Annotated in this window: 25 protein-coding genes; 11 read left to right on the plus strand and 14 right to left on the minus strand. The window is 61.8% G+C overall.

What is annotated here, in order from left to right:
* Positions 1-32: 32 nt before the first annotated feature.
* The 11 genes from lpxD to rpsB all read right to left on the minus strand — a co-directional run bounded on the left by lpxD (position 33) and on the right by rpsB (position 11,572).
* Positions 33-1,088, minus strand: a complete 1,056-nt coding sequence (lpxD, locus tag PF66_RS02730; protein ID WP_054058437.1) for a UDP-3-O-(3-hydroxymyristoyl)glucosamine N-acyltransferase — start codon at positions 1,086-1,088, stop codon at positions 33-35.
* Positions 1,089-1,091: 3 nt separating this feature from the next.
* On the minus strand, positions 1,092-1,595 hold the full coding sequence (locus tag PF66_RS02735) for an OmpH family outer membrane protein (protein ID WP_017906267.1): 504 nt from the start codon (positions 1,593-1,595) through the stop codon (positions 1,092-1,094).
* 45 nt (positions 1,596-1,640) lie between these two features.
* Positions 1,641-4,028 (minus strand): outer membrane protein assembly factor BamA, encoded by a 2,388-nt coding sequence (gene bamA / locus PF66_RS02740; protein WP_054061832.1) that lies wholly within the window; start codon positions 4,026-4,028, stop codon positions 1,641-1,643.
* A gap of 75 nt (positions 4,029-4,103) precedes the next feature.
* On the minus strand, positions 4,104-5,456 hold the full coding sequence (rseP, locus tag PF66_RS02745; protein ID WP_054058439.1) for a sigma E protease regulator RseP: 1,353 nt from the start codon (positions 5,454-5,456) through the stop codon (positions 4,104-4,106).
* A gap of 54 nt (positions 5,457-5,510) precedes the next feature.
* On the minus strand, positions 5,511-6,701 hold the full coding sequence (gene ispC, locus PF66_RS02750) for a 1-deoxy-D-xylulose-5-phosphate reductoisomerase (protein WP_054058440.1): 1,191 nt from the start codon (positions 6,699-6,701) through the stop codon (positions 5,511-5,513).
* Positions 6,698-7,510 carry a phosphatidate cytidylyltransferase gene (locus tag PF66_RS02755; protein WP_054061833.1) on the minus strand — a complete coding sequence of 271 codons (813 nt, stop codon included), beginning with the start codon at positions 7,508-7,510 and terminating at the stop codon, positions 6,698-6,700. Before PF66_RS02755 ends, ispC begins: the two co-directional genes overlap by 4 nt.
* Positions 7,510-8,265: a polyprenyl diphosphate synthase gene (gene uppS / locus PF66_RS02760; protein WP_054058442.1), complete on the minus strand. Its 756-nt coding sequence runs from the start codon at positions 8,263-8,265 to the stop codon at positions 7,510-7,512. Before uppS ends, PF66_RS02755 begins: the two co-directional genes overlap by 1 nt.
* A 17-nt stretch (positions 8,266-8,282) precedes the next feature.
* Positions 8,283-8,840 carry a ribosome recycling factor gene (frr, locus tag PF66_RS02765; protein WP_054058443.1) on the minus strand — a complete coding sequence of 186 codons (558 nt, stop codon included), beginning with the start codon at positions 8,838-8,840 and terminating at the stop codon, positions 8,283-8,285.
* Complete coding sequence (gene pyrH, locus PF66_RS02770; RefSeq protein ID WP_017906274.1) at positions 8,837-9,580, minus strand: UMP kinase; 744 nt, start codon at positions 9,578-9,580, stop codon at positions 8,837-8,839. The genes frr and pyrH overlap by 4 nt, the downstream gene beginning before the upstream one ends.
* 202 nt (positions 9,581-9,782) lie before the next feature.
* Entirely contained in the window at positions 9,783-10,646 is an 864-nt protein-coding gene (gene tsf, locus PF66_RS02775; protein ID WP_054058444.1) for a translation elongation factor Ts, read from the minus strand.
* A 191-nt stretch (positions 10,647-10,837) separates the two neighbouring features.
* On the minus strand, positions 10,838-11,572 hold the full coding sequence (gene rpsB / locus PF66_RS02780; RefSeq protein WP_017906276.1) for a 30S ribosomal protein S2: 735 nt from the start codon (positions 11,570-11,572) through the stop codon (positions 10,838-10,840).
* A 396-nt stretch (positions 11,573-11,968) separates the two neighbouring features.
* Between rpsB and map the strand changes: the two genes are divergently transcribed.
* The 3 genes from map to dapC are packed head-to-tail and all read left to right on the plus strand — an operon-like array spanning position 11,969 to position 16,726.
* On the plus strand, positions 11,969-12,751 hold the full coding sequence (map, locus tag PF66_RS02785) for a type I methionyl aminopeptidase (RefSeq protein ID WP_054058445.1): 783 nt from the start codon (positions 11,969-11,971) through the stop codon (positions 12,749-12,751).
* A gap of 22 nt (positions 12,752-12,773) precedes the next feature.
* On the plus strand, positions 12,774-15,476 hold the full coding sequence (locus PF66_RS02790) for a [protein-PII] uridylyltransferase (RefSeq protein WP_054061834.1): 2,703 nt from the start codon (positions 12,774-12,776) through the stop codon (positions 15,474-15,476).
* Between the two features lie 41 nt (positions 15,477-15,517).
* Positions 15,518-16,726, plus strand: coding sequence for a succinyldiaminopimelate transaminase (dapC, locus tag PF66_RS02795; RefSeq protein ID WP_054061835.1), 1,209 nt, complete (start codon positions 15,518-15,520; stop codon positions 16,724-16,726).
* Positions 16,727-16,774: 48 nt separating this feature from the next.
* On the opposite strand, the gene PF66_RS02800 is transcribed toward dapC, so the two are convergent.
* Entirely contained in the window at positions 16,775-17,725 is a 951-nt protein-coding gene (locus PF66_RS02800) for a PDR/VanB family oxidoreductase (RefSeq protein WP_054061836.1), read from the minus strand.
* 142 nt (positions 17,726-17,867) lie between these two features.
* Here PF66_RS02800 and PF66_RS02805 point away from each other — a divergent pair, with 142 nt between their 5' ends.
* Entirely contained in the window at positions 17,868-18,548 is a 681-nt protein-coding gene (locus PF66_RS02805; protein WP_239687976.1) for a helix-turn-helix transcriptional regulator, read from the plus strand.
* On the opposite strand, the gene PF66_RS02810 is transcribed toward PF66_RS02805, so the two are convergent.
* Positions 18,528-18,755, minus strand: a complete 228-nt coding sequence (locus PF66_RS02810) for a hypothetical protein (protein ID WP_239687977.1) — start codon at positions 18,753-18,755, stop codon at positions 18,528-18,530. The genes PF66_RS02805 and PF66_RS02810 overlap by 21 nt on opposite strands.
* A gap of 145 nt (positions 18,756-18,900) precedes the next feature.
* Between PF66_RS02810 and PF66_RS02815 the strand changes: the two genes are divergently transcribed.
* The 7 genes from PF66_RS02815 to PF66_RS02845 all read left to right on the plus strand — a co-directional run bounded on the left by PF66_RS02815 (position 18,901) and on the right by PF66_RS02845 (position 24,414).
* Positions 18,901-19,500: an acyl-homoserine-lactone synthase gene (locus PF66_RS02815; protein WP_054061837.1), complete on the plus strand. Its 600-nt coding sequence runs from the start codon at positions 18,901-18,903 to the stop codon at positions 19,498-19,500.
* 124 nt (positions 19,501-19,624) lie between these two features.
* Complete coding sequence (locus PF66_RS02820) at positions 19,625-20,506, plus strand: sugar phosphate isomerase/epimerase family protein (RefSeq protein ID WP_054058452.1); 882 nt, start codon at positions 19,625-19,627, stop codon at positions 20,504-20,506.
* 52 nt (positions 20,507-20,558) lie between these two features.
* Positions 20,559-21,293 (plus strand): AzlC family ABC transporter permease, encoded by a 735-nt coding sequence (locus PF66_RS02825; protein ID WP_054061838.1) that lies wholly within the window; start codon positions 20,559-20,561, stop codon positions 21,291-21,293.
* Positions 21,290-21,634, plus strand: coding sequence for an AzlD domain-containing protein (locus PF66_RS02830; RefSeq protein WP_054058454.1), 345 nt, complete (start codon positions 21,290-21,292; stop codon positions 21,632-21,634). Before PF66_RS02825 ends, PF66_RS02830 begins: the two co-directional genes overlap by 4 nt.
* Before the next feature lie 4 nt (positions 21,635-21,638).
* A complete protein-coding gene (locus PF66_RS02835) occupies positions 21,639-22,904 on the plus strand; it encodes an aminotransferase class I/II-fold pyridoxal phosphate-dependent enzyme (protein ID WP_054061839.1) in 1,266 nt (421 codons plus the stop codon).
* Positions 22,905-22,977: 73 nt separating this feature from the next.
* Positions 22,978-23,967 (plus strand): threo-3-hydroxy-L-aspartate ammonia-lyase, encoded by a 990-nt coding sequence (locus PF66_RS02840; RefSeq protein WP_054061840.1) that lies wholly within the window; start codon positions 22,978-22,980, stop codon positions 23,965-23,967.
* Between the two features lie 27 nt (positions 23,968-23,994).
* Positions 23,995-24,414 (plus strand): hypothetical protein, encoded by a 420-nt coding sequence (locus tag PF66_RS02845; RefSeq protein ID WP_054058457.1) that lies wholly within the window; start codon positions 23,995-23,997, stop codon positions 24,412-24,414.
* Positions 24,415-24,431: 17 nt separating this feature from the next.
* Here the strand turns inward: PF66_RS02845 and PF66_RS02850 are convergent, their stop codons facing one another.
* Positions 24,432-26,078, minus strand: coding sequence for a Na+/H+ antiporter (locus tag PF66_RS02850; protein WP_054058458.1), 1,647 nt, complete (start codon positions 26,076-26,078; stop codon positions 24,432-24,434).
* Positions 26,079-26,306 lie beyond the last annotated feature (228 nt).

Here is a 26,306-nt window from a genome sequence, read left to right on the forward strand (position 1 = left end):
CAGTCTAACGACTACTTGATATGGAAATGGTATCAGCCTTCAGATGAAGCATGCGCGTCCGGGGTCACGTTCCCGACACGTTTTTCCAACTGCCGCAGCCGCCGAGACATGTCGTCGAGCTGACGAATGCGGGCCGCACTCTTGCGCCATTCGGCCGCTGGCTGCATCGCCGTGCCGGAAGAATAGGCACCTGGCTCGGTAATCGAGTGGGTCACCATGGTCATCCCGGTCAGGAACACGTTGTCGCAAATCTCGATATGCCCCACCAGCCCGACACCGCCGGCGAGCATGCAGTGCTTGCCGATCTTGGTGCTGCCGGAAATGCCGCAGCAGGCGGCCATGGCGGTGTGATCCCCCACTTGAACGTTATGGGCGATCTGGATCTGGTTATCGAGCTTGACGCCGTTGCCCAGGATCGTATCGGCCAATGCGCCACGGTCGATGGCGGTATTCACGCCGATCTCCACATCGTCGCCGACCAGCACACCGCCGATCTGGGCGATCTTGTTCCAGACACCCTTTTCATTGGCGAAACCGAAACCTTCGCCACCGAGCACGGCGCCCGACTGGATGACCACGCGCTTGCCGATGCGCACATCGTGATACAGGGTCACCCGTGGAGCCAGCCAGCCACCCTCGCCGATCTCGCAACGCGCACCGATGAAGCAGTGGGCGCCGATGGTGACGCCCGCGCCGATGCGCGCACCGCTCTCGATCACCACGAAGGCGGCAATGCTCGCCGTCGGGTCGACCGTTGCATCCTCGGCCACCACGGCGCTCGGGTGAATACCGGCAGCCGCCTTGGGTTTCGGATCGAACAGGTGCGAAATTCGCGCATAGGCCAGGTAGGGATCAGCCACCACCAGGGCATCGCCGGCATAGCCTTCGGCATCAGCGGCCTTGAGCAGAACCGCGCCAGCCCGGCTGTCCAGGAGGTACTTGCGGTATTGGGGGTTTGCCAGGAAGCTCAATTGAGCTGGGCCGGCCTCCTGCAAGGTGGCCAGCCCAGTGATTTCCTTCTCCTCGGAACCACGCAGGGTGGCACCGAGGATCTCGGCCAGCTGGCCGAGCTTGATAGTCGCAGTCATGGGTTACTTCAGCTGGTTCATGCGCTCGATGACTTGGCGAGTGATGTCGTACTGAGGTTTGACATCGATCACCGCGCCACGCTCGAACACCAGGTCGTAGGCACCTTTCTTGATGACTTCTTCCACGGCGCTGTCCAGCTTCGGCTTGAGTTGCTTGAGCATGTCGCGATCGGCAACGGCCTTGGCTTCGTTCAGTTCCTTGGACTGGAACTGGAAGTCACGGGCCTTTTGCTTGAACTCGAGCTCCAGACGCTCACGCTCGCCTTGCTGCATCTTGTCGCCACCGCTGACCAGACGATCCTGGATACCCTTGGCGCTGCTTTCCAGAGCCTTGAGCTTGGTCAGTTGCGGGCCGAATTTCTTCTCGGCATCCACGGCGTACTTCTTGGCCGCATCGGATTCCAGCAGGGCCATCTGATAGTTCAGCACGGCGATTTTCATTTCGGCAAAGGCCGGGGTCGCTACCAGAACGCTTGCCAGCAGCACCAGTTGGGTCAACTTACGCACGATAAACTCCTACAAAATCCATTGTCATTAGCTGGGGGCAGAACCTTAGAAGGTCTGACCGAGGGAGAACTGGAACACCTGAGTTTCGGCGTTGTCCGGCTTCTTCACGGGCATCGCCAGGGCAAAACTCAACGGACCCAGCGCTGTGACCCAGGTCACCCCAACACCCACGGAGCTGGCCAGGTTGCTGAAACTGATGTCGTTGCACTGCGTCTGCGACAGCGTGCCGTTGGTGTTCTTGACCTGTTCGCACTTGGAGTCGAACACGTTACCCACGTCCCAGAACAGCGAGGTCCGCAGGGAACGCTGGTCCTTGACGAACGGCAGCGGGAACAGCAACTCGGCACCACCCTGGATCAGCACGTTGCCACCGAACGGCAGCGGATCGTTGTCCGAGTCGGCGATGGTACCCACGTTACCGGTCACGCCCACGCCACGGCTCGGCGTACCGCGCGGACCGAGGGTGCTGTCCTTGAAGCCACGGACCGAGTTGAAACCACCAGCATAGTAGTTCTCGTAGAACGGCAGGCCATGGGTGGAGCCATAACCGTCGCCATACCCCAGCTCGCTATGGAAGCGCATGGTGTAGGTGTCGGTCAGGGGCGTAAACACCTGGCCACGATAGTCGAGCTTGAAGAACGACAGGTCGCTACCCGGCGTTGTGGTTTCCAGGGTCAGGCTCTGGGAGTGACCACGGGTTGCCAGTACGCCCTTGTTCAAGGTCGACTCGGACCAACCGGCCGATGCCTTGAAGTTCAGGTAGTTGCTGCCGTTCTCGTTGACGAAGTTGAAGATCTCGTCGACGGTGTACAGACCGGTCTTGATCTTGTCCTGCTGTGCGGTCAGGCCGAAGGTCAGACGGGAAGTCTCGCTGATCGGGTAGCCCACGCTCACACCGGCACCCAGGCTGTCCACCGCATAGCTCGCTACGTCGACGTCGAGGTCCTTGTAGTCGGTGGTGCGGTAGAACACGTTGTAGCCCAGGCTGACGCCATCGGCGGTCCAGTAGGGGTCAACGTAGCCGAAGTTGTAGCGGCTCTGGTATTCGCTGCGGGTCAGGCCGATGCTGACCTTGTTACCGGTACCGAGGAAGTTGTTCTGGGTGATCGAACCACCGAGGATCAGACCGGCGCTCTGGGCGAAACCGACGCTGGCGGTGATCGAACCGGAGGCCTGCTCTTCCACGGCGTAGTTCACATCGACCTGGTCATCGACACCCGGCACGGCTGGCGTCTCGACGTTGACTTCCTTGAAGAAGCCCTGGCGCTCCAGACGGGTCTTGGACTGGTCGATCAGGTAGGTCGAAGCCCAGCCGCCTTCCATCTGGCGCATTTCCCGACGCAGCACTTCGTCCTCGGACTTGGTGTTGCCACGGAAGTTGATACGGTTCACGTAGGCACGCTTGCCCGGATCGACCACGAAGGTGATGTCGACGGTGTGGTCATCGTCGTGCGGCGTCGGTACACCGTTGACGTTGGCGAAGGTGTAGCCGTCGTTACCCAGGCGGCGGGTGATCAGTTCGGAGGTGGTGGTCATCAGCTTGCGCGAGAACACCTGGCCCGGCTCGACCAGCAGCAGGGACTTGACCTGGTCCTCAGGCACCTTCAGGTCACCGCTGAGCTTGACGTCGCGGACCTTGTACTTCTGGCCTTCGGTGATGTTGACGGTGATATAGACGCTCTTCTTGTCCGGCGTGATCGACACCTGGGTCGAGGCGATATCCATGTTGATATAGCCGCGGTCCAGGTAATAGGAACGCAGGCGCTCCAGGTCACCGGAAAGTTTCTCACGGGCGTACTTGTCGTCGTTCTTGAAGAACGACAGCCAGTTGGTGGTCTTGAGTTCGAACAGGTCGGTCAGGTCGTCGTCCGGGAATACCGTGTTACCCACCACGTTGATGTGCTGGATCGCGGCAACGGTACCTTCGTTGATCTTGATCTTCAGGCCGACGCGGTTACGGGGTTGTGGCACCACTTCGGTCTCGACCTCGGCCGAGTAGCGGCCCTGGGCGACGTACTGACGCTGCAGTTCGTTACGCACGCCTTCGAGGGTGGCGCGCTGGAAGATCTCGCCTTCGGCCAGGCCGGACTGCTTCAGCCCCTTCATCAGGTCGTCAGTCGAAATTGCCTTGTTGCCTTCGATATCGATGCTGGCCACGGAAGGTCGCTCGACCACCGTGATGACCAGGACGTTACCGTCGCGCCCCAGCTGGATATCCTGGAAGAAACCGGTTTTGAACAGCGCACGGGTGGACTCCACCAGGCGACGGTCATCCGCTTGATCCCCGACGTTCAACGGCAACGCACCGAACACGCTACCGGCGGATACCCGCTGGAGGCCGTTGACACGGATATCGGAGATAGTGAAGGACTCGGCGTGAACTTCGGCGATCATCAATACGGTGAGAACCGCAGTTAGCAGCAGACGTTTCATGAAGTCCTTTCTTATTCCAACTGGCAATAAACAAACTGCCGCAAGATGCGGCAGATTCGCAATTTTAGCGACGCGTTACAGTCGACCCAGATCGTTGACCAGGGCAAGCAGCATGACCCCGACCACCAAACTGATACCGATCTGTACCCCCCAACCTTGTACTCGCTCCGACAAGGGGCGACCACGTGCCCACTCGATCAGATAAAACAGCAAGTGTCCCCCATCCAGTACCGGGATGGGCAACAGATTCAGAACCCCCAGGCTGATGCTCAGATAAGCAAGGAAATTCAGGAAATCAGCGACGCCCGACTGGGCTGAAGCGCCCGCCACTTTAGCAATGGTTATCGGTCCGCTCAAGTTTTTTACCGAGAGCTCGCCGAACAGCATTTTCTTCAGGGAATCCAGGGTCAGGACACTCATGGTCCAGGTACGCCTGGCACCCTCGCCGATCGCCGCAACGGGCCCGTAGCTGACTTCGCGAAGCATCTGCGGCGGCCAATCCGCGGCCTTGACGCCCGCCCCCAGGTAACCGGTGGCGGCCTTGCCTTCACCGCGGGACGCCAGGGTTACGGGGAGGTCGATTTGAGCACCATCGCGCTCGACATGCAGCACAATTTTGGTATCAGGGCGTATACGCACCCAGTCCACCACCTGCTGCCAGTCATTGACCGCCTCGCCATCCAGCGACAGCAGACGGTCACCGGTCTTCAGGCCGGCGGCCTGGGCCGGACCTTTCGGGTCGAGTTCTGCCAGCAGCGGCGGCAGGGCCGGACGCCACGGGCGGATCCCCAGGGACTTGATCGGATCCGGCTCATCGGCGCCCTGCAGCCAGCGATCCAGCGCCAGCTCACGCGTAGAGTCGACATCCGAGCCCGCCTCGCGGACCTGCAACCGCAACGTACCGCTCTCACCCAGGCGACGCACGAGTTGCAGGTTGACGGCAGACCAGCCGGCGGTTGGCTCACCGTCGATCGAGACGATTTCCTGGCCTGCGGCCAGACCGGCCTTCGCGGCGATACTGCCGGCCTCGACAGCGCCGATGACCGGACGGACCTGCTGGCTGCCGAGCATCGCCAGCACCCAGAAGAAGCTGATAGCCAGGAGGAAGTTGGCAATCGGACCGGCGGCAACGATAGCGATGCGCTGACGTACCGTCTTGCGATTGAACGCCTGGTCCAGCTCGTGCGGCGCGACAGGCGCCTCGCGCTCGTCGAGCATCTTCACGTAGCCGCCCAGCGGAATGGCCGCCACGACGAACTCGGTTCCCTGGCGATCATGCCAGCGCAACAGCGGCGTACCGAAGCCCACGGAAAAACGCAGCACCTTGACGCCGCAACGGCGTGCCACCCAGAAGTGACCGAATTCATGGAAAGTGACCAGCACCCCCAATGCCACCAGGGTGCCGACGATCATATAGAGTGCGCTCATCTACTTTCTCCGCAATCCTATCAAGTGCCGCATCGCTCGGACGCCCAGCCAGACTCAGCGTCGGTTGCGACTCAACCACTGCTCGGTCAATGCCCGTGCCTTGGCATCCGCTGCGAATACCGCGTCGAGTTCATCGACCGCGACAACAGGTTCCAGATTCAACACTTCTTCGATGATACTCGCGATCTCGGGGTAGCGGATGCGCCGTTCGAGAAATGCCGCGACCGCCACCTCGTTGGCCGCATTGAGCATCGCCGGCGCACTGCCGCCCGCCTCGGCAGCCGCCCGTGCCAGACGCAGGCAGGGGAAGCGCTGTTCGTCCGGGGCCTGGAAGTCCAGGCGTGCCACGGCAAACAGATCCAGCGGCGCCACACCGGAATCAATACGCTCAGGCCAGGCCAGTGCATTGGCGATCGGCGTACGCATATCGGGATTGCCCAACTGGGCAAGCACCGAACCATCGATGTAATCGACCAGGGAATGAATCACACTCTGCGGATGAATCACCACCTCGACCTGATCCGGCCGCGCATCGAACAGCCAGCAGGCTTCGATCAACTCCAGGCCCTTGTTCATCATGCTGGCCGAGTCGACCGAAATCTTGCGCCCCATGGACCAGTTGGGGTGGGCACAGGCCTGATCGGGCGTGACATGCTCAAGATCGGCCAGAGGCGTCTGCCGAAACGGCCCGCCGGAGGCGGTCAGCAGAATCCGACGCACCCCTACCGCGCCAAGACCACGGGCGAAATCCCCTGGCAGGCACTGGAAGATCGCATTGTGCTCGCTGTCGATCGGCAACAGCACCGAACCGCTCTTGCGCACCGCCTGCATGAACAGCGCACCGGTCATCACCAGTGCTTCCTTGTTCGCCAGCAGGATCTTCTTGCCGACCTCGACCGCCGCCAGGGTCGGACGCAGGCCTGCAGCCCCCACGATCGCCGCCATCACGGTGTCGACCTCGGGATGCGAAGCGACCTCGCACAATCCCTGCTCGCCAACCAGAACCTCGGTCGACAGGCCGGCAGCGCGCAGCTCGTCCTGCAGGCGGCGGCCAGCGAGCGCATCAGGCACCACCGCAAAACGCGGACGATGGCGAACACACAGGGCCAGCAGCTCGGTGAGGCGAGTGAAACCGCTCAAGGCGAACGCCTGGTAACGCTCCGGATGCCGGGCAATCACATCCAGCGTGCTCAAGCCGATGGAGCCGGTGGCTCCCAGCACGGTAACCTGTTGTGGACGGCTCACGATGCAGCGATCCACAGCAGCACAGCGAACATCGGGATGGCGGCGGTCAGACTGTCGATACGGTCGAGCACACCACCGTGCCCTGGCAACAGGTTGCTGCTGTCCTTGACTCCCGATTGACGCTTGAACATGCTTTCGGTCAGGTCACCGACCACCGATACGAAAACGATGATCGCCGCGCCCATCAGGCTCGCGATGATCTGACCCAGGCCCCAGCCGGAAACCAGGCCGAATACCGCGGTGATCGCCAGGCTCAGCGACAGGCCGCCATAGACGCCCTCCCAGCTCTTGCCGGGACTCACCGCCGGCGCCAACTTGCGCTTGCCGAAGGCCTTGCCGGAGAAATAGGCGCCGATATCGGCGCCCCAGACCAGAATCATCACCGCCATGATCAGCCAGTTGCCCCGGCCCGACGCATGCTGCTTGATCTCGATCAGCCCCTGCCAGGCCGGCAGCAGGATCAGGAAACCGATCACCAGCTTGCTCGCCGCGCTCGACCAGCGTGCACTGGACTGCGGATAGGTCAGCACCAGGTAGGTCGCCAGCCCCCACCACAACACCGACGCACCCAGCACCCAGGGCGCCAGGTTCGGCAGGATGTACATGAAGAACAGCAGGACCGCGACCAGCGCGGCATACGCCACCCGGGCCGGCTGCGCGTCAAAACCTGCCAACCGCGCCCACTCCCAGGCCCCGAGCGTCACAACCACGCCGATGAACAGGGCGAAACCGGAGCCCGAAAGCAGGAAGAAACCGCACAGGGCGATAGGCAGCAGGACAAGTGCGGTGATGATGCGTTGCTTGAGCATTAAACCCGGGCTCCAGCTTCGACCTGCTCGCTCGTCTTACCGAAACGACGCTGGCGGGAAGCGAAATCAGCCAGCGCGTTGCGCATGGCATCGTGTTTGAAGTCTGGCCAGAACAGGTCGGAGAAATACAGCTCGGCATACGCCAACTGCCACAGCAGGAAGTTGCTGATCCGATGTTCGCCACCGGTGCGGATGCACAGGTCCGGCAACGGCAGGTCGCCGGTGGCCAGGCAGGTCTGCAGCAGATCCGGGGTGATATCGTCCGGGCGCAGATGCCCGGCCTGCACCTCACGGGCAAGACGCTGGGCAGCCTGGGCGATATCCCACTGCCCGCCGTAGTTGGCGGCAATCTGCAGAATGAAACGATTGCTGCCCGCCGTCGCGGCTTCCGCCTCGCGCATCGCCGCCTGGAGTTCAGGGTGGAAGCGCGAGCGGTCGCCGATGATCCGCAGGCTGATGTTGTTGTCGTCGAGGCGCTTGGCTTCGCGCCGCAACGCCTTGAAGAACAGGTCCATCAAGGCGCTGACTTCGTCGGCGGGGCGCTGCCAGTTCTCACTGGAGAAGGCGAACAGGGTCAGCACCTCGACCTTGGCCTCGGCACACACCTCGATCACCGCCCGCACCGCATCGACACCGGCCTTGTGACCGGCGACGCCAGGCAAGAAACGTTTCTTGGCCCAGCGATTGTTGCCATCCATGATGATCGCCACGTGGCGCGGCACCGAGGACAGCACAGCCTGCTTGGTCTTTTCCATTGAAGGTGTCCTGACCCTTATACGGCCATCAGGTCCTTTTCTTTTTCTTCGGTGGCCTTGGCGATCTGGGCTTCGAATTCCTTGATCAGCTTGTCGATTTCAGCGCCGGCGCGGCGTTCTTCGTCTTCGCTGATTTCCTTGTCCTTGGCCAGCTTCTTCAGGTCACCCAGCACATCACGACGGATATTGCGCACCGCAACCCGTGCGTCTTCCGCGGCGGCACGCGCCTGCTTGGTGAAGCCCTTGCGGGTTTCCTCGGTCAGTGGCGCCATCTTGATCAGCAGCAACTCGCCCAGGTTGGTCGGGTTGAGGTTCAGGCCGGCACTGCCGATGGCCTTGTCGATGGCACCGAGCATGTTGCGCTCGAACGGCACGACCTGCAGGGTCTGGTTATCTTTCACCGTTACGTTGGCAACACCGCTCAAAGGCGTGTCGGTACCGTAGTAGGGGACCATCACGCTACCCAGGATGCTTGGGTGGGCCTTGCCGGTACGGATTTGGCCAAATGCGTGGGCCAGAGACTCCAGGGACTTCTGCATGCGCACCTGAGCGTCTTTCTTGAGTTCGTTGATCATTGTACGCCTTCCTCGACCAGGGTTCCTTCAGCGCCGCCATGTACGATGTTCAGCAGGGCGCCGGGCTTGTTCATGTTAAATACGCGCAACGGCATCTTGTGATCGCGGCACAGGCAGATAGCGGTCAGATCCATGACACCCAGCTTGCGATCCAGCACCTCGTCATAGGTCAGATGATCGAACTTCTCGGCATGCGGGTCCTTGAACGGATCTGCGGTATAGACGCCATCGACCTTGGTTGCCTTGAGCACCACATCGGCATCGATTTCGATCGCCCGCAGGCAGGCTGCCGAATCCGTAGTGAAGAACGGATTACCGGTACCGGCCGCGAAAATCACCACTTCCTTGGAGTTGAGGTGGCGCATGGCCTTGCGGCGATCGTAGTGATCGGTCACACCGACCATGGAAATGGCCGACATCACGATGGCTGAGATATTCGCACGTTCCAGCGCATCGCGCATCGCCAACGCGTTCATCACGGTCGCGAGCATGCCCATGTGGTCACCGGTGACGCGATCCATGCCGGCAGCGCTCAGTGCGGAACCGCGGAACAGGTTGCCACCGCCGATCACCAGACCGACCTGCACACCGATACCGACCAGTTGACCGACTTCCAGCGCCATGCGATCCAGGACCTTCGGATCGATCCCGAACTCTTCCGAGCCCATCAGGGCCTCGCCGCTAAGCTTGAGTAGAATGCGTTTATAGCGAGCTTGATAACCACTGCCCTGCTGAGCCATTGCGAATCTCTCCTGCGGCGTTATAAAAATTCTTGCGAGCTGTTTTGCAGCCTGCTAACTCTAGCTTGGCGCTGCTACAGCGCCATCAGAACACAGCTTTGTAAGCCGGTTCCGACGAGAGAAAGAGAAAACCTTCCTCCCATTTGAAAAGAGGCTGCGCGCGTAAGCGGGCAGCCTCTTCGGGGCGACAGACGGGTCTGTCTTACTGCTTGGCGGCAGCTACCTGGGCAGCAACTTCTTCAGCGAAGTTGTCAACCGGCTTCTCGATGCCTTCGCCGACCTTGAAGTAGGTGAAGGAAACGATTTCAGCACCGGCTTTCTTGGCCAGTTCGCCAACCTTGACTTCCGGGTTCATGACGAAAGCCTGCTCGACCAGCGAGGCCTCGGCCAGGAACTTCGAGATACGACCCTTGATCATGTTCTCGACGATGTTTTCCGGCTTGCCGGCGATCTTGTCGGCGTTCAGTTGCAGGAAGACGCCCTTCTCGCGCTCGATGGCCTCGGCCGATACTTCCGACGGCAGCAGGAACTCAGGGTTCGAAGCGGCAACGTGCATGGCGATGTTCTTGGCCAGCTCGACGTCACCACCTTTCAGAACGACGGTTGCACCGATCTTGTTACCGTGCAGGTAGGCACCGACAACGTCACCTTCAACGCGCGCCAGGCGACGGATGTTGACGTTCTCGCCACACTTGGCAACCAGGGCCTCACGAGCGGCTTCACGCGAAGCGATCAGCGGAGCGGCGTCGGTCAGCTTCTGGGCGAAGGCTTCTTCCAGGCTTTCGCTGACGAAAGTCTTGAAGTCGTCCTGCAGGGCCAGGAAGTCGGTCTGCGAGTTCACTTCCAGCAGGACGGCGGCCTTGCCGTCGGTCTTGACGGCGATAGCGCCTTCAGCAGCGACGTTGCCAGCCTTCTTGGCGGCCTTGATGGCGCCCGAGGCACGCATGTCGTCAATGGCTTTCTCGATGTCGCCGCCGGCCTTTTCCAGGGCCTTCTTGCAATCCATCATGCCTTCGCCGGTACGCTCGCGCAGTTCTTTGACCAGCGCCGCAGTAATTGCTGCCATTTCAAAATTCCTCTTGGATAGGTTATCAACCATTCCACCCGATCGAACGGGCGTTCAATTCTTCCCGAATCACCCTTGTTAGCAGCTGCACATTACAGACGCTGTAGCGGCGCGCAGACAAATGGTTTTCGAGGTGGCAAAAAGGGGGCCAAGCCCCCTTTTTGCTTACTGAGTCAACGCCAGGGCGTCAATTACTCAGCTGCAGCCTGAGTTTCTTCAACGAAGACTTCAGTGCCGCCAGCAACGTTGTTGCGGCCACGGATAACGGCGTCAGCCATCGAACCCATGTACAGCTGGATGGCGCGGATGGCGTCATCGTTGCCTGGGATGATGTAGTCAACGCCTTCCGGGCTGCTGTTGGTATCGACTACGCCGATGACCGGGATGCCCAGCTTGTTGGCTTCGGTGATCGCGATGCGCTCGTGATCAACGTCGATGACGAACAGTGCGTCAGGCAGACCGCCCATGTCCTTGATACCGCCCAGGGAACGATCCAGCTTTTCCAGATCGCGAGTGCGCATCAGCGCCTCTTTCTTGGTCAGCTTGGCGAAGGTACCGTCTTCGGCTTGCACTTCGAGGTCGCGCAGACGCTTGATGGAAGCACGGATGGTCTTGAAGTTGGTCAGCATGCCGCCCAACCAGCGGTGATCGACGTACGGCGAACCGCAACGTACTGCTTCTTCAGCGACGATCTTGCCAGCGGAACGCTTGGTGCCGACGAACAGAATCTTGTTTTTGCCCTGAGCCAGACGCTCTACGAACGCCAGAGCGTCGTTGAACATAGGCAGGGTTTTTTCAAGGTTGATGATGTGAATCTTGTTGCGCGCACCGAAAATGTACTTGCCCATTTTCGGGTTCCAGTAACGGGTTTGGTGACCGAAGTGCACACCGGCCTTCAGCATATCGCGCATGTTGACTTGGGACATGATAGTTCCTTGATAAGTCGGGTTTGGCCTCCACGTATCCCAATGACCAACCGATCGGCAGCAAGGCCGAAGGCACCCAGGTCATCGTGTCGACACGTGTGTGGATTTAGGCTTTTCGGGGCTATCCCCGGAAAGCGGCGCATTTTATATCACAAGGCCGCTGAAAACGGAACCCGGATTCGCATATCCCGCCTGCAGCTTTTGCGCCACCCTTGGATTCGCGCCAGAATGCCCCATCCTTGTGAAGAGAAGCGATGCCCGGACGTCATGATTTGCTCCGTCCGTCTGTTAGAATCGCATTTTTCAGGGTTCCGGAAGGCAATACTCCGTTAACGGATGTTGCCGCCGTCGACCTTTTTCCGTGTTTACCTGCGCCTGAGCGCATAGAGAGCCCGTATGACCGTCACCCTCAAGACTCCCGAGGACATCGCCAAAATGCGCATCGCCGGGAAACTGGCCGCCGATGTACTGGAAATGATCGGTGAGCACGTCAAGCCCGGCGTCACCACCGAGGAGCTGGACCGCATCTGCCACGACTATATCGTCAACGTGCAGCAGGCCATCCCCGCCCCCCTCAACTACAAGGGCTTCCCCAAGTCGATCTGCACCTCGATCAACCATGTGGTCTGCCACGGCATCCCCAGCGACAAGCCGCTCAAGGATGGCGACACCCTGAACATCGACGTCACGGTGATCAAGGACGGCTACCACGGCGACACCAGCAAGATGTTCCACGTCGGCACCGTGCCGGTCTGGGCCGAGCGCCTGTCCCAGGTGACCCAGGAGTGCATGTACAAGGCGATCGAGATCGTCAGGCCCGGCTGCCGCCTGGGCGACATCGGCGAGATCATCCAGAAGCATGCGGAAAAGAACGGTTTCTCGGTGGTTCGCGAGTTCTGCGGCCACGGCATCGGCAAGGTATTCCACGAAGAGCCGCAGATCCTGCACTACGGCCGTGCCGGCACCGGCATGGAACTGAAGGCCGGCATGACCTTCACCATCGAACCGATGATCAACCAGGGCAAGGCCGACACCAAGGTGCTGGGCGACGGCTGGACCGCGATCACCAAGGACCGCAAGCTCTCGGCACAATGGGAACACACCCTGCTGGTCACCGAAACCGGCTACGAGATCTTCACCCTGCGCAGCGACGATACCATCCCGCGCACCTCTGCCTGATCCATTAAAGGAAACCCGAACGATGCCGCAGGTGGACCCCGAACTCTTCGACCGTGGCCAGTTCCAGGCGGAACTGGCCCTCAAGGCCAGCCCCATAGCGGCATTCAAGAAAGTCATCCGTCGCGCCCATGAGGTTCTCGACGAACGCTTTCGCAGCGGGCGCGACATCCGTCGACTGATCGAGGATCGCGCCTGGTTCGTCGACCACATCCTGCAGCAGGCCTGGGAACAGTTCGACTGGAGCGAAGATGCCGATATCGCCCTGGTGGCGGTTGGCGGCTACGGTCGTGGCGAACTGCACCCCTACTCGGACATCGACCTGCTGATCCTGCTGGACAGCGCCGATCATGAGATCTTTCGGGATTCCATCGAGCGCTTTCTGACCCTGCTGTGGGACATCGGCCTGGAAGTCGGCCAGAGCGTCCGCTCGGTGCAAGAATGCGCCGAAGAGGCCCGGGCCGACCTGACCGTCATCACCAACCTGATGGAAAGTCGCACCATCGCCGGCCCCGAGCGCCTGCGCGAGCGCATGCTCGAGGTCACCAGCACCGAGCACATGTGGCCGAGCAAGGATTTCTTCCTGGCCAAGCACGCCGAACAGAAGGCGCGCCACCACAAGTACAACGACACCGAATACAACCTGGAGCCCAACGTCAAGGGTTCTCCTGGCGGCCTGCGGGACATCCAGACGATTCTCTGGGTCGCCCGCCGCCAGTACGGCACCCTGAACCTGCGGGCGCTGGCCGGCGAAGGTTTCCTGGTGGAAAGCGAAAACATCCTGCTGGCCTCCTCCCAGGAGTTTCTCTGGAGGGTCCGCTATGCGTTGCACATGCTCGCCGGACGCGCCGAGGACCGCCTGCTTTTCGATCACCAGCGCAGCATCGCCGGACTGCTGGGGTTCCAGGGCGACGACGCCAAGCAGGCCGTCGAGAACTTCATGCAGCAGTACTACCGGGTGATCATGAGCATCGCCCAACTCAGCGAGCTGATCATCCAGCACTTTGCCGAAGTCATCCTCGCCCCGGAAGACGAAGCGCCGCCGCAACCGTTGAACTCGCGCTTCCAACTGCACGATGGCTACATCGAGGCGAGCAACCCGAACGTGTTCCGCCGCGCGCCATTCGCCATGCTGGAAATCTTCGTGCTGATGGCCCAGCAACCGGAAATCAAGGGGGTGCGCGCCGACACCATTCGCCTGCTGCGCGAACATCGCCACCTGATCGACGACGACTTCCGCAACGACATCCGCAACACCAGCCTGTTCATCGAGCTGTTCAAGTGCAGGATCGGCGTACACCGCAACCTGCGCCGGATGAACCGCTACGGCATTCTCGGCCGCTACCTGCCCGAGTTCGGCGACATCGTCGGGCAGATGCAGCACGACCTGTTCCACATCTATACCGTCGATGCGCACACGCTCAACCTGATCAAGCACCTGCGCAAACTGCAGTACACCCAGGTTTCCGAGAAATTCCCGCTGGCCGCCAAGCTCATGGCCAAGCTGCCCAAGCCCGAGCTGATCTACATGGCAGGGCTCTACCACGACATCGGCAAGGGCCGGCATGGCGACCATTCGGAACTCGGCGCGATCGATGCCGAAGCCTTCTGCAAGCGCCACCAACTGCCCGCATGGGACAGCCGCCTGATCGTCTGGCTGGTGCAGAACCACCTGGTGATGTCGACCACGGCCCAGCGCAAGGACCTGTCCGATCCGCAGGTGATCCACGACTTCGCGCAGATCGTCGGCGACCACGTCTACCTGGACTACCTCTACGTGCTGACCGTCGCCGATATCAACGCGACCAACCCGACGCTGTGGAACTCCTGGCGCGCCAGCCTGCTGCGCCAGCTCTACACCGAGACCAAGCGCGCCCTGCGTCGCGGCCTGGAAAACCCGGTGGACCGCGAGGAGCAGATCCGCCAGACCCAGAGTGCGGCCCTGGACATCCTGGTCCGCAACGGCACCGACCCGGACGACGTCGAACAGCTCTGGACACAACTGGGTGACGATTACTTCCTGCGTCACACCGCCGGCGACGTCGCCTGGCACAGTGACGCGATCCTCCAGCAGCCGGCCGATGGCGGGCCACTGGTGCTGATCAAGGAAACCACCCAGCGCGAATTCGAGGGCGGTACGCAGATCTTCATCTACGCCCCGGACCAGCACGACTTCTTCGCCGTGACTGTGGCAGCGATGGACCAGCTCAACCTGAACATCCACGACGCCCGGATCATCACCTCCAGCAGCCAGTTCACCCTCGATACCTACATCGTGCTGGACACCGATGGCGGCGCCATCGGCGACAACCCCAAGCGGGTCAAGCAGATCCGCGAAGGCCTGGCCGAAGCCCTGCGCAATCCCGACGACTATCCGACCATCATCCAGCGCCGGGTACCGCGCCAGCTCAAGCACTTCGCCTTTGCCCCGCAGGTGACCATCCACAACGACGCCCAGCGCCCGGTGACCGTGCTCGAACTGAGCGCCCCGGATCGTCCCGGCCTGTTGGCACGGGTTGGAAAGATCTTCCTGGAGTTCGACCTGTCGCTGCAGAACGCGAAGATCGCCACTCTGGGCGAACGGGTGGAGGACGTGTTCTTCATCACCGACGCGCAGAACCAGCCGCTGTCCGACCCGCAACTGTGCAGCCGTTTGCAGGACGCCATCGTCGAGCAACTGAGCGTCACCTCCGAACCGACTGTCGAACTGACCCGCCTGAGTATCTGACGGCGGGCCATGAACCTGATTCCGATTGAGAGCCGTACCCGATGAACAACGCGTTGAACCAGTTGCAACCCTACCCGTTCGAGAAACTGCGCGCCCTGCTCGGCGGCGTCAAACCCGCCGAGGACAAGCGTCCGATTGCGCTGTCCATCGGCGAACCCAAGCACCGCTCGCCAAGCTTCGTCGCCGAGGCACTGGCGGCCAACCTGGAGCAGATGTCGGTGTACCCGACCACCCTGGGCATCCCGGCCCTGCGCGAGGCGATCGGCACCTGGTGCGAGCGTCGCTTCAACGTACCGAGCGGCTGGATCGACCCGGCGCGCAACGTGCTGCCGGTCAATGGCACCCGCGAAGCCCTGTTCGCCTTCACCCAGACCGTGGTCAATCGTGGCGAAGACGCGCTGGTGGTCAGCCCCAACCCCTTCTACCAGATCTATGAAGGTGCCGCCTTCCTGGCCGGGGCCAAGCCACACTACCTGCCATGCCTGACCGGAAACGGCTTCAACCCGGATTTCGACGCCGTGCCCGCGGACATCTGGCAACGCTGCCAGATCCTCTTCCTCTGCTCGCCAGGCAACCCGACCGGCGCACTCATTCCCCAGGCGACCCTGGAAAAACTGATCGCCCTGGCCGACGAGCATGACTTCGTGATCGCGGCCGACGAGTGCTACAGCGAACTGTACTTCGACGAGCAGACGCCGCCACCCGGCCTGCTCAGCGCCTGCGTGGCCCTGGGCCGCAAGGACTTCAAGCGCTGCGTGGTGTTCCACAGCCTGTCCAAGCGCTCCAACCTGCCCGGCCTGCGCTCCGGTTTCGTCGCCGGTGACGCCGATATCCTCAAGGCCTTCCTGCTGTACCGTACCTACCACGGCTGCGCGATGCCGGTGCAGACCCAACTGGCCAGCGTCGCGGCCTGGAGCGATGAAGTCCACGTCCGCGCCAACCGTGCGCTGTACCGGGAGAAGTTCGACGCGGTGCTGGAGATTCTCGCGCCCGTACTGGATGTGCAACGGCCGGATGGCAGCTTCTACCTGTGGCCGAATGTGCAGGGCGACGATACCGAATTCTGCCGTGACCTGTTCGCGGAGGAACACGTGACCGTGGTGCCGGGGTCCTACCTGTCCCGCGAGGTCGACGGCGTCAACCCGGGCGCCGGCCGGGTGCGCATGGCACTGGTCGCGCCGCTGGCCGAGTGTGTCGAGGCGGCGCAGCGGATCCGCGCCTTTATCGAGCGTCGCCAGGGCCAGGCCTAACAGGCCAGGGTGCGGGCGGGCCTGCCCGCTCGCACCGCACCCGGCGAGCTAGATGTCCAGCACCAACCGGTCGGACTTGCAGCCCGACACGCAGAGCATCATGGTCCTGCCCGAGGCCCGCTCGGCAGGGCTGAGCACGAAATCGCGGTGATCAGGCGTCCCCTCCAGGACCACGGTTTCACAGGCCCCGCAAACGCCCTCCCGGCAACTGTAGGAAAGACTCTGCCCCGCAGCGATCAGCGTATCCAGCAGGCTGCCCTTTCCATCATGATAGAGCTGCTTCGCGGAACGCGAGAGCACCACTTCAAAGCCACCGGCCCCACCAGACACCGGCAGTGCCGCGCCGCTGAAGCGCTCCGTATGGCCGTGCTCGATCCCCAGCACCGTGCAGGCACGCTCGAACGCCTCCAGCATCGGCCCGGGGCCACAGCAATAGAAATGCGTGTCGCGAGGGTAGCCGCGCATCAGGGCCTCAAGGTCCGGAGCCCCGCCCTGCTGGTCATCGAAGTGGTAGTTCACCGAGCCGGGCAGGCTCTCCAGCTCGCCCCGAAACGCCACGTCCGCCGCCGAGCGCACGCAATACAGCATGTCGACGGCAGCCCCCTTGCCGGCCAGGTGCCGGGCGATGCTCAGGAGCGGTGTGATACCGATGCCGCCAGCGATGAAAACGGCCCGGCTGGCACTGCCTGCCGGGAAATTGTTGCGCGGCGCCGAAGCCTTGAGCAGCCCACCCACCCGCAGGTGTTTATGAATGAACGCCGACCCTCCGCGGCTCTGACGATCATGGAGTACGCCGAGACGGTAGTGACTGAGGTCCGTCGGGCAACTCACCAGCGAATAGCTGCGCACCAGCCCGTTGGGCAGATGCAGGTCGATATGGGCTCCAGCCTCGAATGCCGGCAGGTGCCCGGGGCCGACCGGCGCCAGGTCTATCGAGACGATGCTGGGGGTTTCCCGGGTGATGTTCCTGACGCGGACGGTCTGAAGGCTGGCGTTCATAACAACTTCCTTGTATATATCGAGGCATAGAGGCTATTGACCTCGTTTGGAGCGGCCTCTATCTCTGACAAAAATAATGATTCACCGATACCGGATTTTTTCTATGCTACTTATGGATGAATGTATAGAGCTGTTAAGTGCAATGGATGCACGCACCTGGTTCCAGTCGCTTGTTCTATCCGTGCAGAAACTCGGATACAGTCAGGTCCTGTATGCCCTGAAACCCAACAAGGAGGCACAGAACAGTACGGCACAGATCATGAGCAACTTTCCAGAATCCTGGCGAAGCCTTTATGATAACGAGAATTACTCCAGTATCGATCCTGTCGTTTCCCATAGTTTCTCATCCTCGCTTCCCATTCTCTGGGAAGACAAACTCTACAAAACCAAAAGAGAAAGGGAGTTCGCCGAAGAAGCCCGGCGGGCCGGACTCAGCCAGGGTCTGACGCTGCCCATCCACGGGGCCCAGGGCCAGGTCGGCATGCTCAGCCTGAGCTGCGAATCGATGCCGCAAAACGAGTACTCACAAGTCCTGCAACACAGCATCCCCGCAGCCAGCATGCTGCGTGACTACGCGGTAACGAGCGGCAGCAACTTCTTTCTCCAGAACTCCAACTCGAATACACCTCACCTGACACCTCGGGAACTGGAAATACTGCATTGGGCATGGGCCGAAAAAACCACCTGGGAAATTGGCAAGATTCTCAGCCTGGCAGAGCCCACAGTCGAATTTCACTTCAAGAACATTCGCCGCAAACTCAATGTCAGCTCCAGGCGGCTCGCCGTGGCCAGAGCCATACAACTAGACCTCATGACGCCCTAGGCCACCCTCACGGGCCGACACGGAGAGCAGATCGTTGTCATCGATCCGGCCAGCCACATACAGGCTGAGCAGCACCAGCAGGCTGGCCGAACCGTTGCCCCCACACTCCAGCCGGCTCGCGGCCGGCTGGCTCAACCCGAACAGGCCCCAGAACGCCTCCTGGCTCTTGCCCAACTGCAACCGCAAGGCAACGGCCTGCCTGATCAAACTTCGCTCCACCCTCATTTCGGCGCCTTCGCAGGGAAACCCAGACGATATTCGACTCCCGCCCGGCCAGCCACCTATCAGATTGATAGGCTACTAATTATCCACACTGGATATATAAATACCTCGTCTTTTCGAGGTAACTTCCATGAATATAGCCATTGATAAAAGAAACAACTTCGACGATATATGCCTGGAAAAAATGCATATCCTGAGAGCCAAGATATTCCGCGACAAGAAAGATTGGGATGTCAGTGTCATCGGTGGCATGGAGATTGATGGCTACGATGCACTGAACCCCTATTACATGATCCTGCAGGATGCCGGCCTGGATGAAAGTGTCCGCGGCTGTTGGCGACTCTTGCCCACTACCGGCCCGAATATGCTGGCCGATACTTTCCCGGAACTTCTGGCAGGCGCCCCGGTTCCCTGCGCGGAGGACACCTGGGAACTCAGTCGCTTTGCCATCTGCCAGCAGGGCGGTCGCTCCTATGCATTTTCCGAGCAGTCGCTGATCGCTATACGGGCGGTCGTCCACTTTGGTGTCGAGCGTGGCCTGAAGCGATTCGTCACGGTGACCACGGTGGGCGTCGAGAAACTGCTCATTCGGCTCGGCCTGGATATCCGGCGACTGGGCCCGGCCAGGACCATCGGTGTGGAACGCGCCGTTGCGCTGTCCATCGCCCTGAACCGGAAAACGCTGGACGCCCTGGAGAAAACCGAGGCCGCGTCCAACCTGTCAAACTGATAGGTTGTCCCGCCCACGGATTGATAGATGATTTGCCCCCACACCGGGCCCGTCCCGGTTGCCACCACGAGAGGCAAACACCACCGCTCTCATCATAAATACAATTGGACTGTGGAGAAGACACATGGAAACCGTGACCGATTTGCCAAAAGGCGCCACCAACGCATTCGCCAGCCGCGAAACCTGGCCAGCATTCATTACCGCCACCGCCCAGCAAGACTATCTGGCAGCCGAGGCGGGCCTGCAGCGGGCCCTGGAACAGGGTTACAGCCATTGGTACATCGACGGCAGCCTTGAAGGCGAACGTCCCTCCGACTTCACAGCGCAACGCCTGGCGGCGCTGAACGAACTGATCGCCAGCAGCGGCGTGAAACCGATTTTCCACGGCAACTTCAAGGCCCCGCTGGGCAGCGATGTCGAGGACCTGGCCGCCGCCGCCCTGGACTACGTGAAAAAAGAGGTCGATATCTGCGCCGCATTGGGCGGTGCGCCACTGATCGTCCACGGCGGTGGCGTGGTCGAGCCGCGTCTGGTCAAGGAAGCCCGCCAGAAGGGCCTGGAGGGTCTGGTTGGCAACCTCCGGGAACTGGTGGCCTATGGCAAGGCCCGGGGCGTCGAGATCTGGCTGGAGAACCTGTGCAACTACACCCGCTTCCACCCCTTCTATTACATCTGCACCACGGCAGACGAGGTCGGGCATGTGCTGGAGTCCGTTCCCGGCCTGCACATGTTCCTGGACGTGTCCCACGCCTACGTCAATGAGGGCGATCCCCTGTCGTTCTTCTGGAAATTCAGCGACCGGGTCGTTGGCATGTCTTTCAGTGACAACAACGGTGACCGGGATTCGCATTTCCCGCTGGGCCAGGGCAACCTCGATTTTCCGGGCCTGATCGATGCCATTCAGTACACCGGCTGGAAAGGCATGGTCGGTTTTGAAACCCGTGGCGGCACCCTGCGTGGCAGTGTCGATTTTCTCAACCAACTCGTAGCGTCCTGCGCTCGATAATCTGCAGCGCTGACGGCGGATTCGCTTCGCCGTCAGCGCCAGGAGCTCCCTCATGGCAAACCAAGCGTCGATCACCGATGCGCCCGGCGAACAACGCCGGGCCAGTCGTAACTCCTTCACCGAAGGTTGCATCGATTCACTCCCCGTCTGCCTGACCTTCATGTTCCTTTTTTTCTCCATCGGGGCCGCCAGTCGGGATGCCGGGTTCACGGGCCTGCAGGCCCTGATCATGACCTTCACCGTGCATGCGGCGCCGCTGCAGGTGTTCCTCGCCCAACACGGCGCGAACCTGACGGTGATGTCGATCCTGTTCACCACGCTGGTGGTCAACTTCCGCTTCCTGATCATGTCCTCGGTGTTGACCGAGCACTTCAAGGGCGTGCCGCTGTGGAAGTCGTTGCTGTCCGCCCAGTTGCTGTCGATCTCCACCTTCACCCTGTCCAACGCCAAGAAGGGCATGATCGCCAACGTCTACAACTATTACCTGGGCTGTGGCATCAGCACCCTGTCGATCGCCATCGTCGCCACCGGCCTGGGCTACTGGGTCAGCGGCGATCAGAACCCGCTGCTGCAATCGGTGATCGGCGTGATCCTGCCGATCCACTTCACCGTGCTCGCCTCACTCGCCTGGCCGAAACTCAAGCCGATGATCGCCACCGGTGCCGGCTTCGCCCTGACCCCGATCGTCGGTCGCTACCTGCACGACTACCAGATCTTCGTGGTGCCGTTCGCACTCGGAGCCGCCCTCCTGATCTGGGACGAACTGTTCGAACGGAAGAGCCAATGAACAACTGGACGCTTATCCTCGTCGCCTCGCTCGCCTCCTACGTGCTGCGCGCGCTGCCCATCCTGGTCTTTCACAAACTGCCGATCGCTTCCGATGGCTTGATCTATCGATTCCTCAACTATGCGGCCTTTGGCGTCATGGGCGGCATCATCTACTCCGCCCTGCTGGGCGAGCGTTACTACGACGACTGGCTGGGGCACTTCGAAAACCCCACGGCCCTGCTGAAGCTGGCCACCCTGTGCCTCGCCGTCTTTCTCGCCGCGCGTTTCCGGGGAGTATTCAAGACACTCTTCATCTGCCTCGGCTTTTTCATCGCCATGACCTTCTTCGTAGGAGCTTGATGCAATGCCCGACTCTCGCCCGACACAGCCAGACCTGGAGAAACTGCGTGCACGCCACGCCGAACTTCGCGACCGCCAACAGCCGATCAACATGACCCGCGGCCTGCCATCGCCGGAGCAGATCGCCCTGTCCCATGACTTTCTAAGCCTGCCCGGCAGCCACCCGTTCGCCTCCGCCGACGGCCAGGACTGGCTCAACTACGGTGGGCTGCAGGGCGTCAAGGAGGTCCGTGAGCTGTTCGGCCCGGCGCTGCTGGGGCTTCCCGCCGACCAGGTGGCCATCGGCGAGAACTCCAGCCTGGCGCTGATGCATGAAGCCATCGGCCATGCCTGGATCCGGGGCTTCGCCGGCATGCAGCCGTGGGGCAAGGCCGACAAGGTGCGCTTCATCTGCCCTGAACCTGGCTACGACCGGCACTTCTCGATCTGCGAGTATTACGGCATCGAGATGGTCCCCGTGGTGTTGAACGAAGACGGGCCGGACATGGACGAGGTCGAACGGCTGGTCGCCAGCGACCCGAGCATTCGAGGCATGTGGTGCGTTCCCCGGCACGCCAACCCCAACGGCGCGATCTACAGCCAGCAAGTGGTCAACCGACTGGCCAGCATGTTGACCGCAGCCCGGGATTTCCGGTTGTTCTGGGACAACGCCTATGCGGTCCACGACTTCCACGACCACACCGAGCCGGCCCCCGACGTCTACGCGGCCTGCGTCCGCGCAAACAACCCGGAGCGGGCGATCCTGTTCGCCTCGACCTCGAAAATGGTCATTCCCAGTTCCGGCATCGCGATGATCGGCGGCAGTCCCGAAACCCTGCGCTGGTGGCTGCAGTGCCGCCAGTACAAGACGATCGGCCCGGACAAGGTCAATCAGGTCAGACACCTGATGTTCTTCCAGACGGCGGACAACCTCAGGGCCCACATGAAGCGCCATGGCCAATCCCTGGGGGCGAAGTTCCAGCGGGTCCGGCAGATCTTCAGCCAGCACCTGACAGGCCTGCCGGAGGTCAGTTGGTCACATCCCAGCGGTGGTTATTTCATCACCCTGCTGGTGCCCGAAGGGCTGGCCGGACGGGTTGTGGATATCGCCCAGGAGGCAGGCGTGAAAATGACCCCCGCCGGGGCCACCCACTGCCATGGTCACGATGCCCGGCAACGCCACCTGCGCATTGCGCCGTCCTACCTCAACCTCGCGCAGATCGAGCAGGCAGCCGAGGTCATCGCCAACTCGGTAAGGCTGGCCTGCGCCGAGCGCGAGCCCGGCCACTGACGACCTGCCCGGCACCCTGGCATGACGGGCAGCCCCCGTCATGTCGTTTCATCGCACCACTCCAGGAGTCGCCATGAGCGAACTGTCATTGCCCACTGCACAGGATGTGCAGGCTGCCGCCCTACGCCTTGCGGGGCACGTACGGCGCACCCCGGTGTTCACCTCCTCCACCCTCGACACCTGGCTGGGAAACCGGGTCCATTTCAAATGCGAGCAGTTCCAGCGCATGGGGGCGTTCAAGATACGCGGCGCGCTCAACGCCCTGATGCAACTCGATGCCACCGCCAGGCAGCGGGGCGTGGTGGCCTACTCCTCGGGCAACCACGCCCAGGGGATAGCCCTGGCCGCGCGGGAGCTCGGGATTCCCGCCGTGATCGTCATGCCCTCGGACGCGCCAGCCGCGAAGAAGGCCGCGACACTGGGCTACGGCGCGTCCGTGGTCGAATATGACCGCCACGCCGAAGATCGCCTGGCGATCGCCCGACAACTGCAACAGGACCACGACTACACGTTTATCCCGCCATTCGATCACCCCGATATCATTGCCGGGCAAGGCACCGCCGCCCTGGAACTGTTCGAAGAGGTGGGGCAACTGGACGCGCTCCTGGTACCGGTGGGCGGCGGCGGACTGATTGCCGGCACGGCGCTGATCGCCAGCTCGATGTCTCCGGCCTGCGAGATCTTCGGAGTGGAACCGGAGGCCGGCAACGATGCGCAGCGTTCTCTGCACTCGGGCTCACTGGTCGCCATCGCCACACCCATTACCATCGCCGACGGAGCCCAGAGCCAGTCACTGGGCAAACTGACCTTTCCGATCATCCGGGAACGGGTCACAGACATCGTGACCGTCACCGACGAGGAGTTGCTGCGGGCCATGCATTTCCTCGCCGAAAGAATGAATCTCGTCGTCGAACCCACCGGCTGCCTGGCGGCGGCCGCAGCGTTCAAGATGCGCGAACAGCTTCGGGGCAAACGGGTTGGCGTGATATTGTCAGGTGGAAATGTGGACCTCGCACACTACGCCCGCCTGCTGCTCGAGCTGCCCGGGCCCTCGGGGCACTAGTGCATAGAACATGGAGAGAAACTCGTTATGAAGGACCGGCTCATAGACGCCCAGACCCTGCTCGGCCTTGCCGTGGAATCATCGGGCATAACGGTGGACTGTGCCTGCCTTCGGCGCAATCTGCAGGGTTGGAGCAGTTGGCCGGTGGGCTATCAGGAAGAAGCCTTTACAGCGATCGGCACGCTGTCGAAGTACCCTCCGGAAGAGGCGGTCATCGACGAGTACCACCCCGAGGGCACGACCTACTGGTCACCCGAGGCCCCCATCGCACCGCTCTATTACCCCTACAACCAGTCCACCGTGTGGTGCTGTTCCCATTGCAGGCGCCTGTACCTTCGCCACAACGATGACGGTGCCTACCATGTGGAACGGCGTATCCGCAGCGTTCAACCAGAACGGGTGGTCGACGCTCCCCACGCCAACGACGGCCGCGAACCGGGTTGGTGAGCCCGCCAGCCCCGGCGCTATTTCACCTGCCCCAGATTGGCCTCGCTCAGGTCCAGTTCACCCAGCACCTCACGCAACGCATCATCCCCGATCTGGTGGTGACGCCGCAGGCTGTAAAGCTCCAGGCGCTGTGCCCGCAGCGCCTTCAAGCGCAGGCGCCGCTCCAGCAGGTCCATCTGGAAGGCCAGGGCCTGGGCCTCGGCGGAATCGTTGAACACCTCCAGTTGATGCCGATACTCGGACATGATCCGCGCCTTCAGTTCGGTGGCCAGCGCCGCCTGGGCAGCATCCGCGACAGCATTGGGCTCGGCCGCTTCCTCGATTTCCAGGGCACGGATCGCCGCCTCGGCGGTGCGCCGCCAGGCCTCGCGGACCTCATGGCGACGGGCATCGTCCGGGCTCGGCGCGACATCGCGCAACAACACCGGCAAGGCGACACAGGCCGCCACCAGCGACAACAGGATCACCCCCGCGGCAATGAAGATCAGCAGGTCACGCTCGGGGAAATCGGTGCCCGGAGCGATCAGCAGCGGCACCGACATCACACCGGCCAGGGTCACCGCCCCGCGCACGCCGCCAAACGTCAACAGCCAGCAGGAACGCGCCTTGGGCATCGACGTCAGTTCACTTTTGCCGCGCCAGCGACGCAGCAGCACCGACAGCCGCCAGATGCTCTGTACCCAGACATAACGCAATACCAGCAGCACCAGGAAGATCGCCAGCACATCCAGGCAACGATAGAGAAGCGTCGGCCACAGCGAGGTTTCATGGCTGGCCACCGCCTTGACGATATCCGGCAATTGCAGGCCCAGCAGCAGGAAGATCAGGCCGTTGAAGGCAAACTCCAGCAGTGACCAGACGCTGCGATTGAGCAGCCGGGTGCTGGTCTGCCGGGGTAGCAGATCGAGCCAGCTCTGCATCATCCCCGCCGCCACCGCCGACAGGATACCCGAGACACCCAGACGCTCGGCCAGGACATAGGCGGCAAACGGCAACAGCAACATGAACACCACATGGGTCGCCGGATCGTCCCAGCCGCGGGCAATCATCCAGGCCCTGAGCCGCCCGACCAGCCAGCTCAACACGACACCGGTGGCCAGCCCGCCGATGGCGACCAGCAGGAACGTGAGGCTGGCGCTGGCCAGGGAAAACACCCCGGTGATGGCCGCCGCCAGGGCGAACTTGAAGGTCACCAGGCCCGAGGCGTCGTTCATCAGCGCCTCGCCCTGCAACATGTGCATCAACGGCGTGGGCAGGCGGTTCTGGGCAATCGCCGAAACCGCCACGGCATCGGTGGGCGACAGCACCGCGGCCAGGGCAAAGGCCACCGGCAGGGGAATGCCCGGCAATAACCAGTGGATGAAGCAACCGGCACCGACCACGGTGAACAGCACCAGCCCCACCGCCAAGGTCAGCACCGGACCGCGCAAACGCCAGAACTCGCGCTTGGGCATGCGCCAACCATCGGAGAACAGCAGCGGTGGCAGGAACATGAAGAGAAACAGCTCGGGGTCCAGGGCAACGTGCAGGCCGAGGGTCGGCCACGCCAGCGCCGCGCCCGCGGCGATCTGCACCAGGGGCAAGGGCAATGGAATCACCCGCGCCAGCAACCGCGAGACGCCGACCAGCATCAGCAGAATGAGGACGGTGTAGGCGGTTTGCATAAGGCGACTTCCCAATCGTTCAACAAGCTATCCGGCAACAATCAGCCGCCAAAGTGCCATATTAACCGCTTAATCTGCCGCGCGGACGTTGCACCAAGGTCGCAAGGGCGATTCCTGCCAGCCGAACGGACAGGTACGGGGTTGGCCCCGAACCGACTCGGCCATGGCATAATTACCGACTGTTCATCTCGCATATCTGCAAAAGGGGGCAATTCCCGTGACCGATAC

Origin of the sequence: Pseudomonas asplenii (assembly GCF_001293465.1) — a bacterium.
GTDB lineage: Bacteria > Pseudomonadota > Gammaproteobacteria > Pseudomonadales > Pseudomonadaceae > Aquipseudomonas > Aquipseudomonas fuscovaginae_B.

Excerpts from the sequence above, each read along its gene's own strand:
- PF66_RS02830 (WP_054058454.1), top strand. The coding sequence starts at position 21,290 with ATGAACAACTGGACGCTTATCCTCGTCGCCTCGCTCGCCTCCTACGTG.
- rseP (WP_054058439.1), bottom strand. The coding sequence starts at position 5,456 with ATGAGCGCACTCTATATGATCGTCGGCACCCTGGTGGCATTGGGGGTG.
- rpsB (WP_017906276.1), bottom strand. The coding sequence starts at position 11,572 with ATGTCCCAAGTCAACATGCGCGATATGCTGAAGGCCGGTGTGCACTTC.
- PF66_RS02835 (WP_054061839.1), top strand. The coding sequence starts at position 21,639 with ATGCCCGACTCTCGCCCGACACAGCCAGACCTGGAGAAACTGCGTGCA.
- PF66_RS02845 (WP_054058457.1), top strand. The coding sequence starts at position 23,995 with ATGAAGGACCGGCTCATAGACGCCCAGACCCTGCTCGGCCTTGCCGTG.
- PF66_RS02825 (WP_054061838.1), top strand. The coding sequence starts at position 20,559 with ATGGCAAACCAAGCGTCGATCACCGATGCGCCCGGCGAACAACGCCGG.
- PF66_RS02790 (WP_054061834.1), top strand. The coding sequence starts at position 12,774 with ATGCCGCAGGTGGACCCCGAACTCTTCGACCGTGGCCAGTTCCAGGCG.
- frr (WP_054058443.1), bottom strand. The coding sequence starts at position 8,840 with ATGATCAACGAACTCAAGAAAGACGCTCAGGTGCGCATGCAGAAGTCC.
- PF66_RS02820 (WP_054058452.1), top strand. The coding sequence starts at position 19,625 with ATGGAAACCGTGACCGATTTGCCAAAAGGCGCCACCAACGCATTCGCC.
- lpxD (WP_054058437.1), bottom strand. The coding sequence starts at position 1,088 with ATGACTGCGACTATCAAGCTCGGCCAGCTGGCCGAGATCCTCGGTGCC.
- tsf (WP_054058444.1), bottom strand. The coding sequence starts at position 10,646 with ATGGCAGCAATTACTGCGGCGCTGGTCAAAGAACTGCGCGAGCGTACC.
- PF66_RS02805 (WP_239687976.1), top strand. The coding sequence starts at position 17,868 with ATGGATGCACGCACCTGGTTCCAGTCGCTTGTTCTATCCGTGCAGAAA.
- PF66_RS02815 (WP_054061837.1), top strand. The coding sequence starts at position 18,901 with ATGAATATAGCCATTGATAAAAGAAACAACTTCGACGATATATGCCTG.
- PF66_RS02755 (WP_054061833.1), bottom strand. The coding sequence starts at position 7,510 with ATGCTCAAGCAACGCATCATCACCGCACTTGTCCTGCTGCCTATCGCC.
- PF66_RS02850 (WP_054058458.1), bottom strand. The coding sequence starts at position 26,078 with ATGCAAACCGCCTACACCGTCCTCATTCTGCTGATGCTGGTCGGCGTC.
- dapC (WP_054061835.1), top strand. The coding sequence starts at position 15,518 with ATGAACAACGCGTTGAACCAGTTGCAACCCTACCCGTTCGAGAAACTG.
- PF66_RS02840 (WP_054061840.1), top strand. The coding sequence starts at position 22,978 with ATGAGCGAACTGTCATTGCCCACTGCACAGGATGTGCAGGCTGCCGCC.
- bamA (WP_054061832.1), bottom strand. The coding sequence starts at position 4,028 with ATGAAACGTCTGCTGCTAACTGCGGTTCTCACCGTATTGATGATCGCC.
- pyrH (WP_017906274.1), bottom strand. The coding sequence starts at position 9,580 with ATGGCTCAGCAGGGCAGTGGTTATCAAGCTCGCTATAAACGCATTCTA.
- map (WP_054058445.1), top strand. The coding sequence starts at position 11,969 with ATGACCGTCACCCTCAAGACTCCCGAGGACATCGCCAAAATGCGCATC.
- PF66_RS02800 (WP_054061836.1), bottom strand. The coding sequence starts at position 17,725 with ATGAACGCCAGCCTTCAGACCGTCCGCGTCAGGAACATCACCCGGGAA.
- uppS (WP_054058442.1), bottom strand. The coding sequence starts at position 8,265 with ATGGAAAAGACCAAGCAGGCTGTGCTGTCCTCGGTGCCGCGCCACGTG.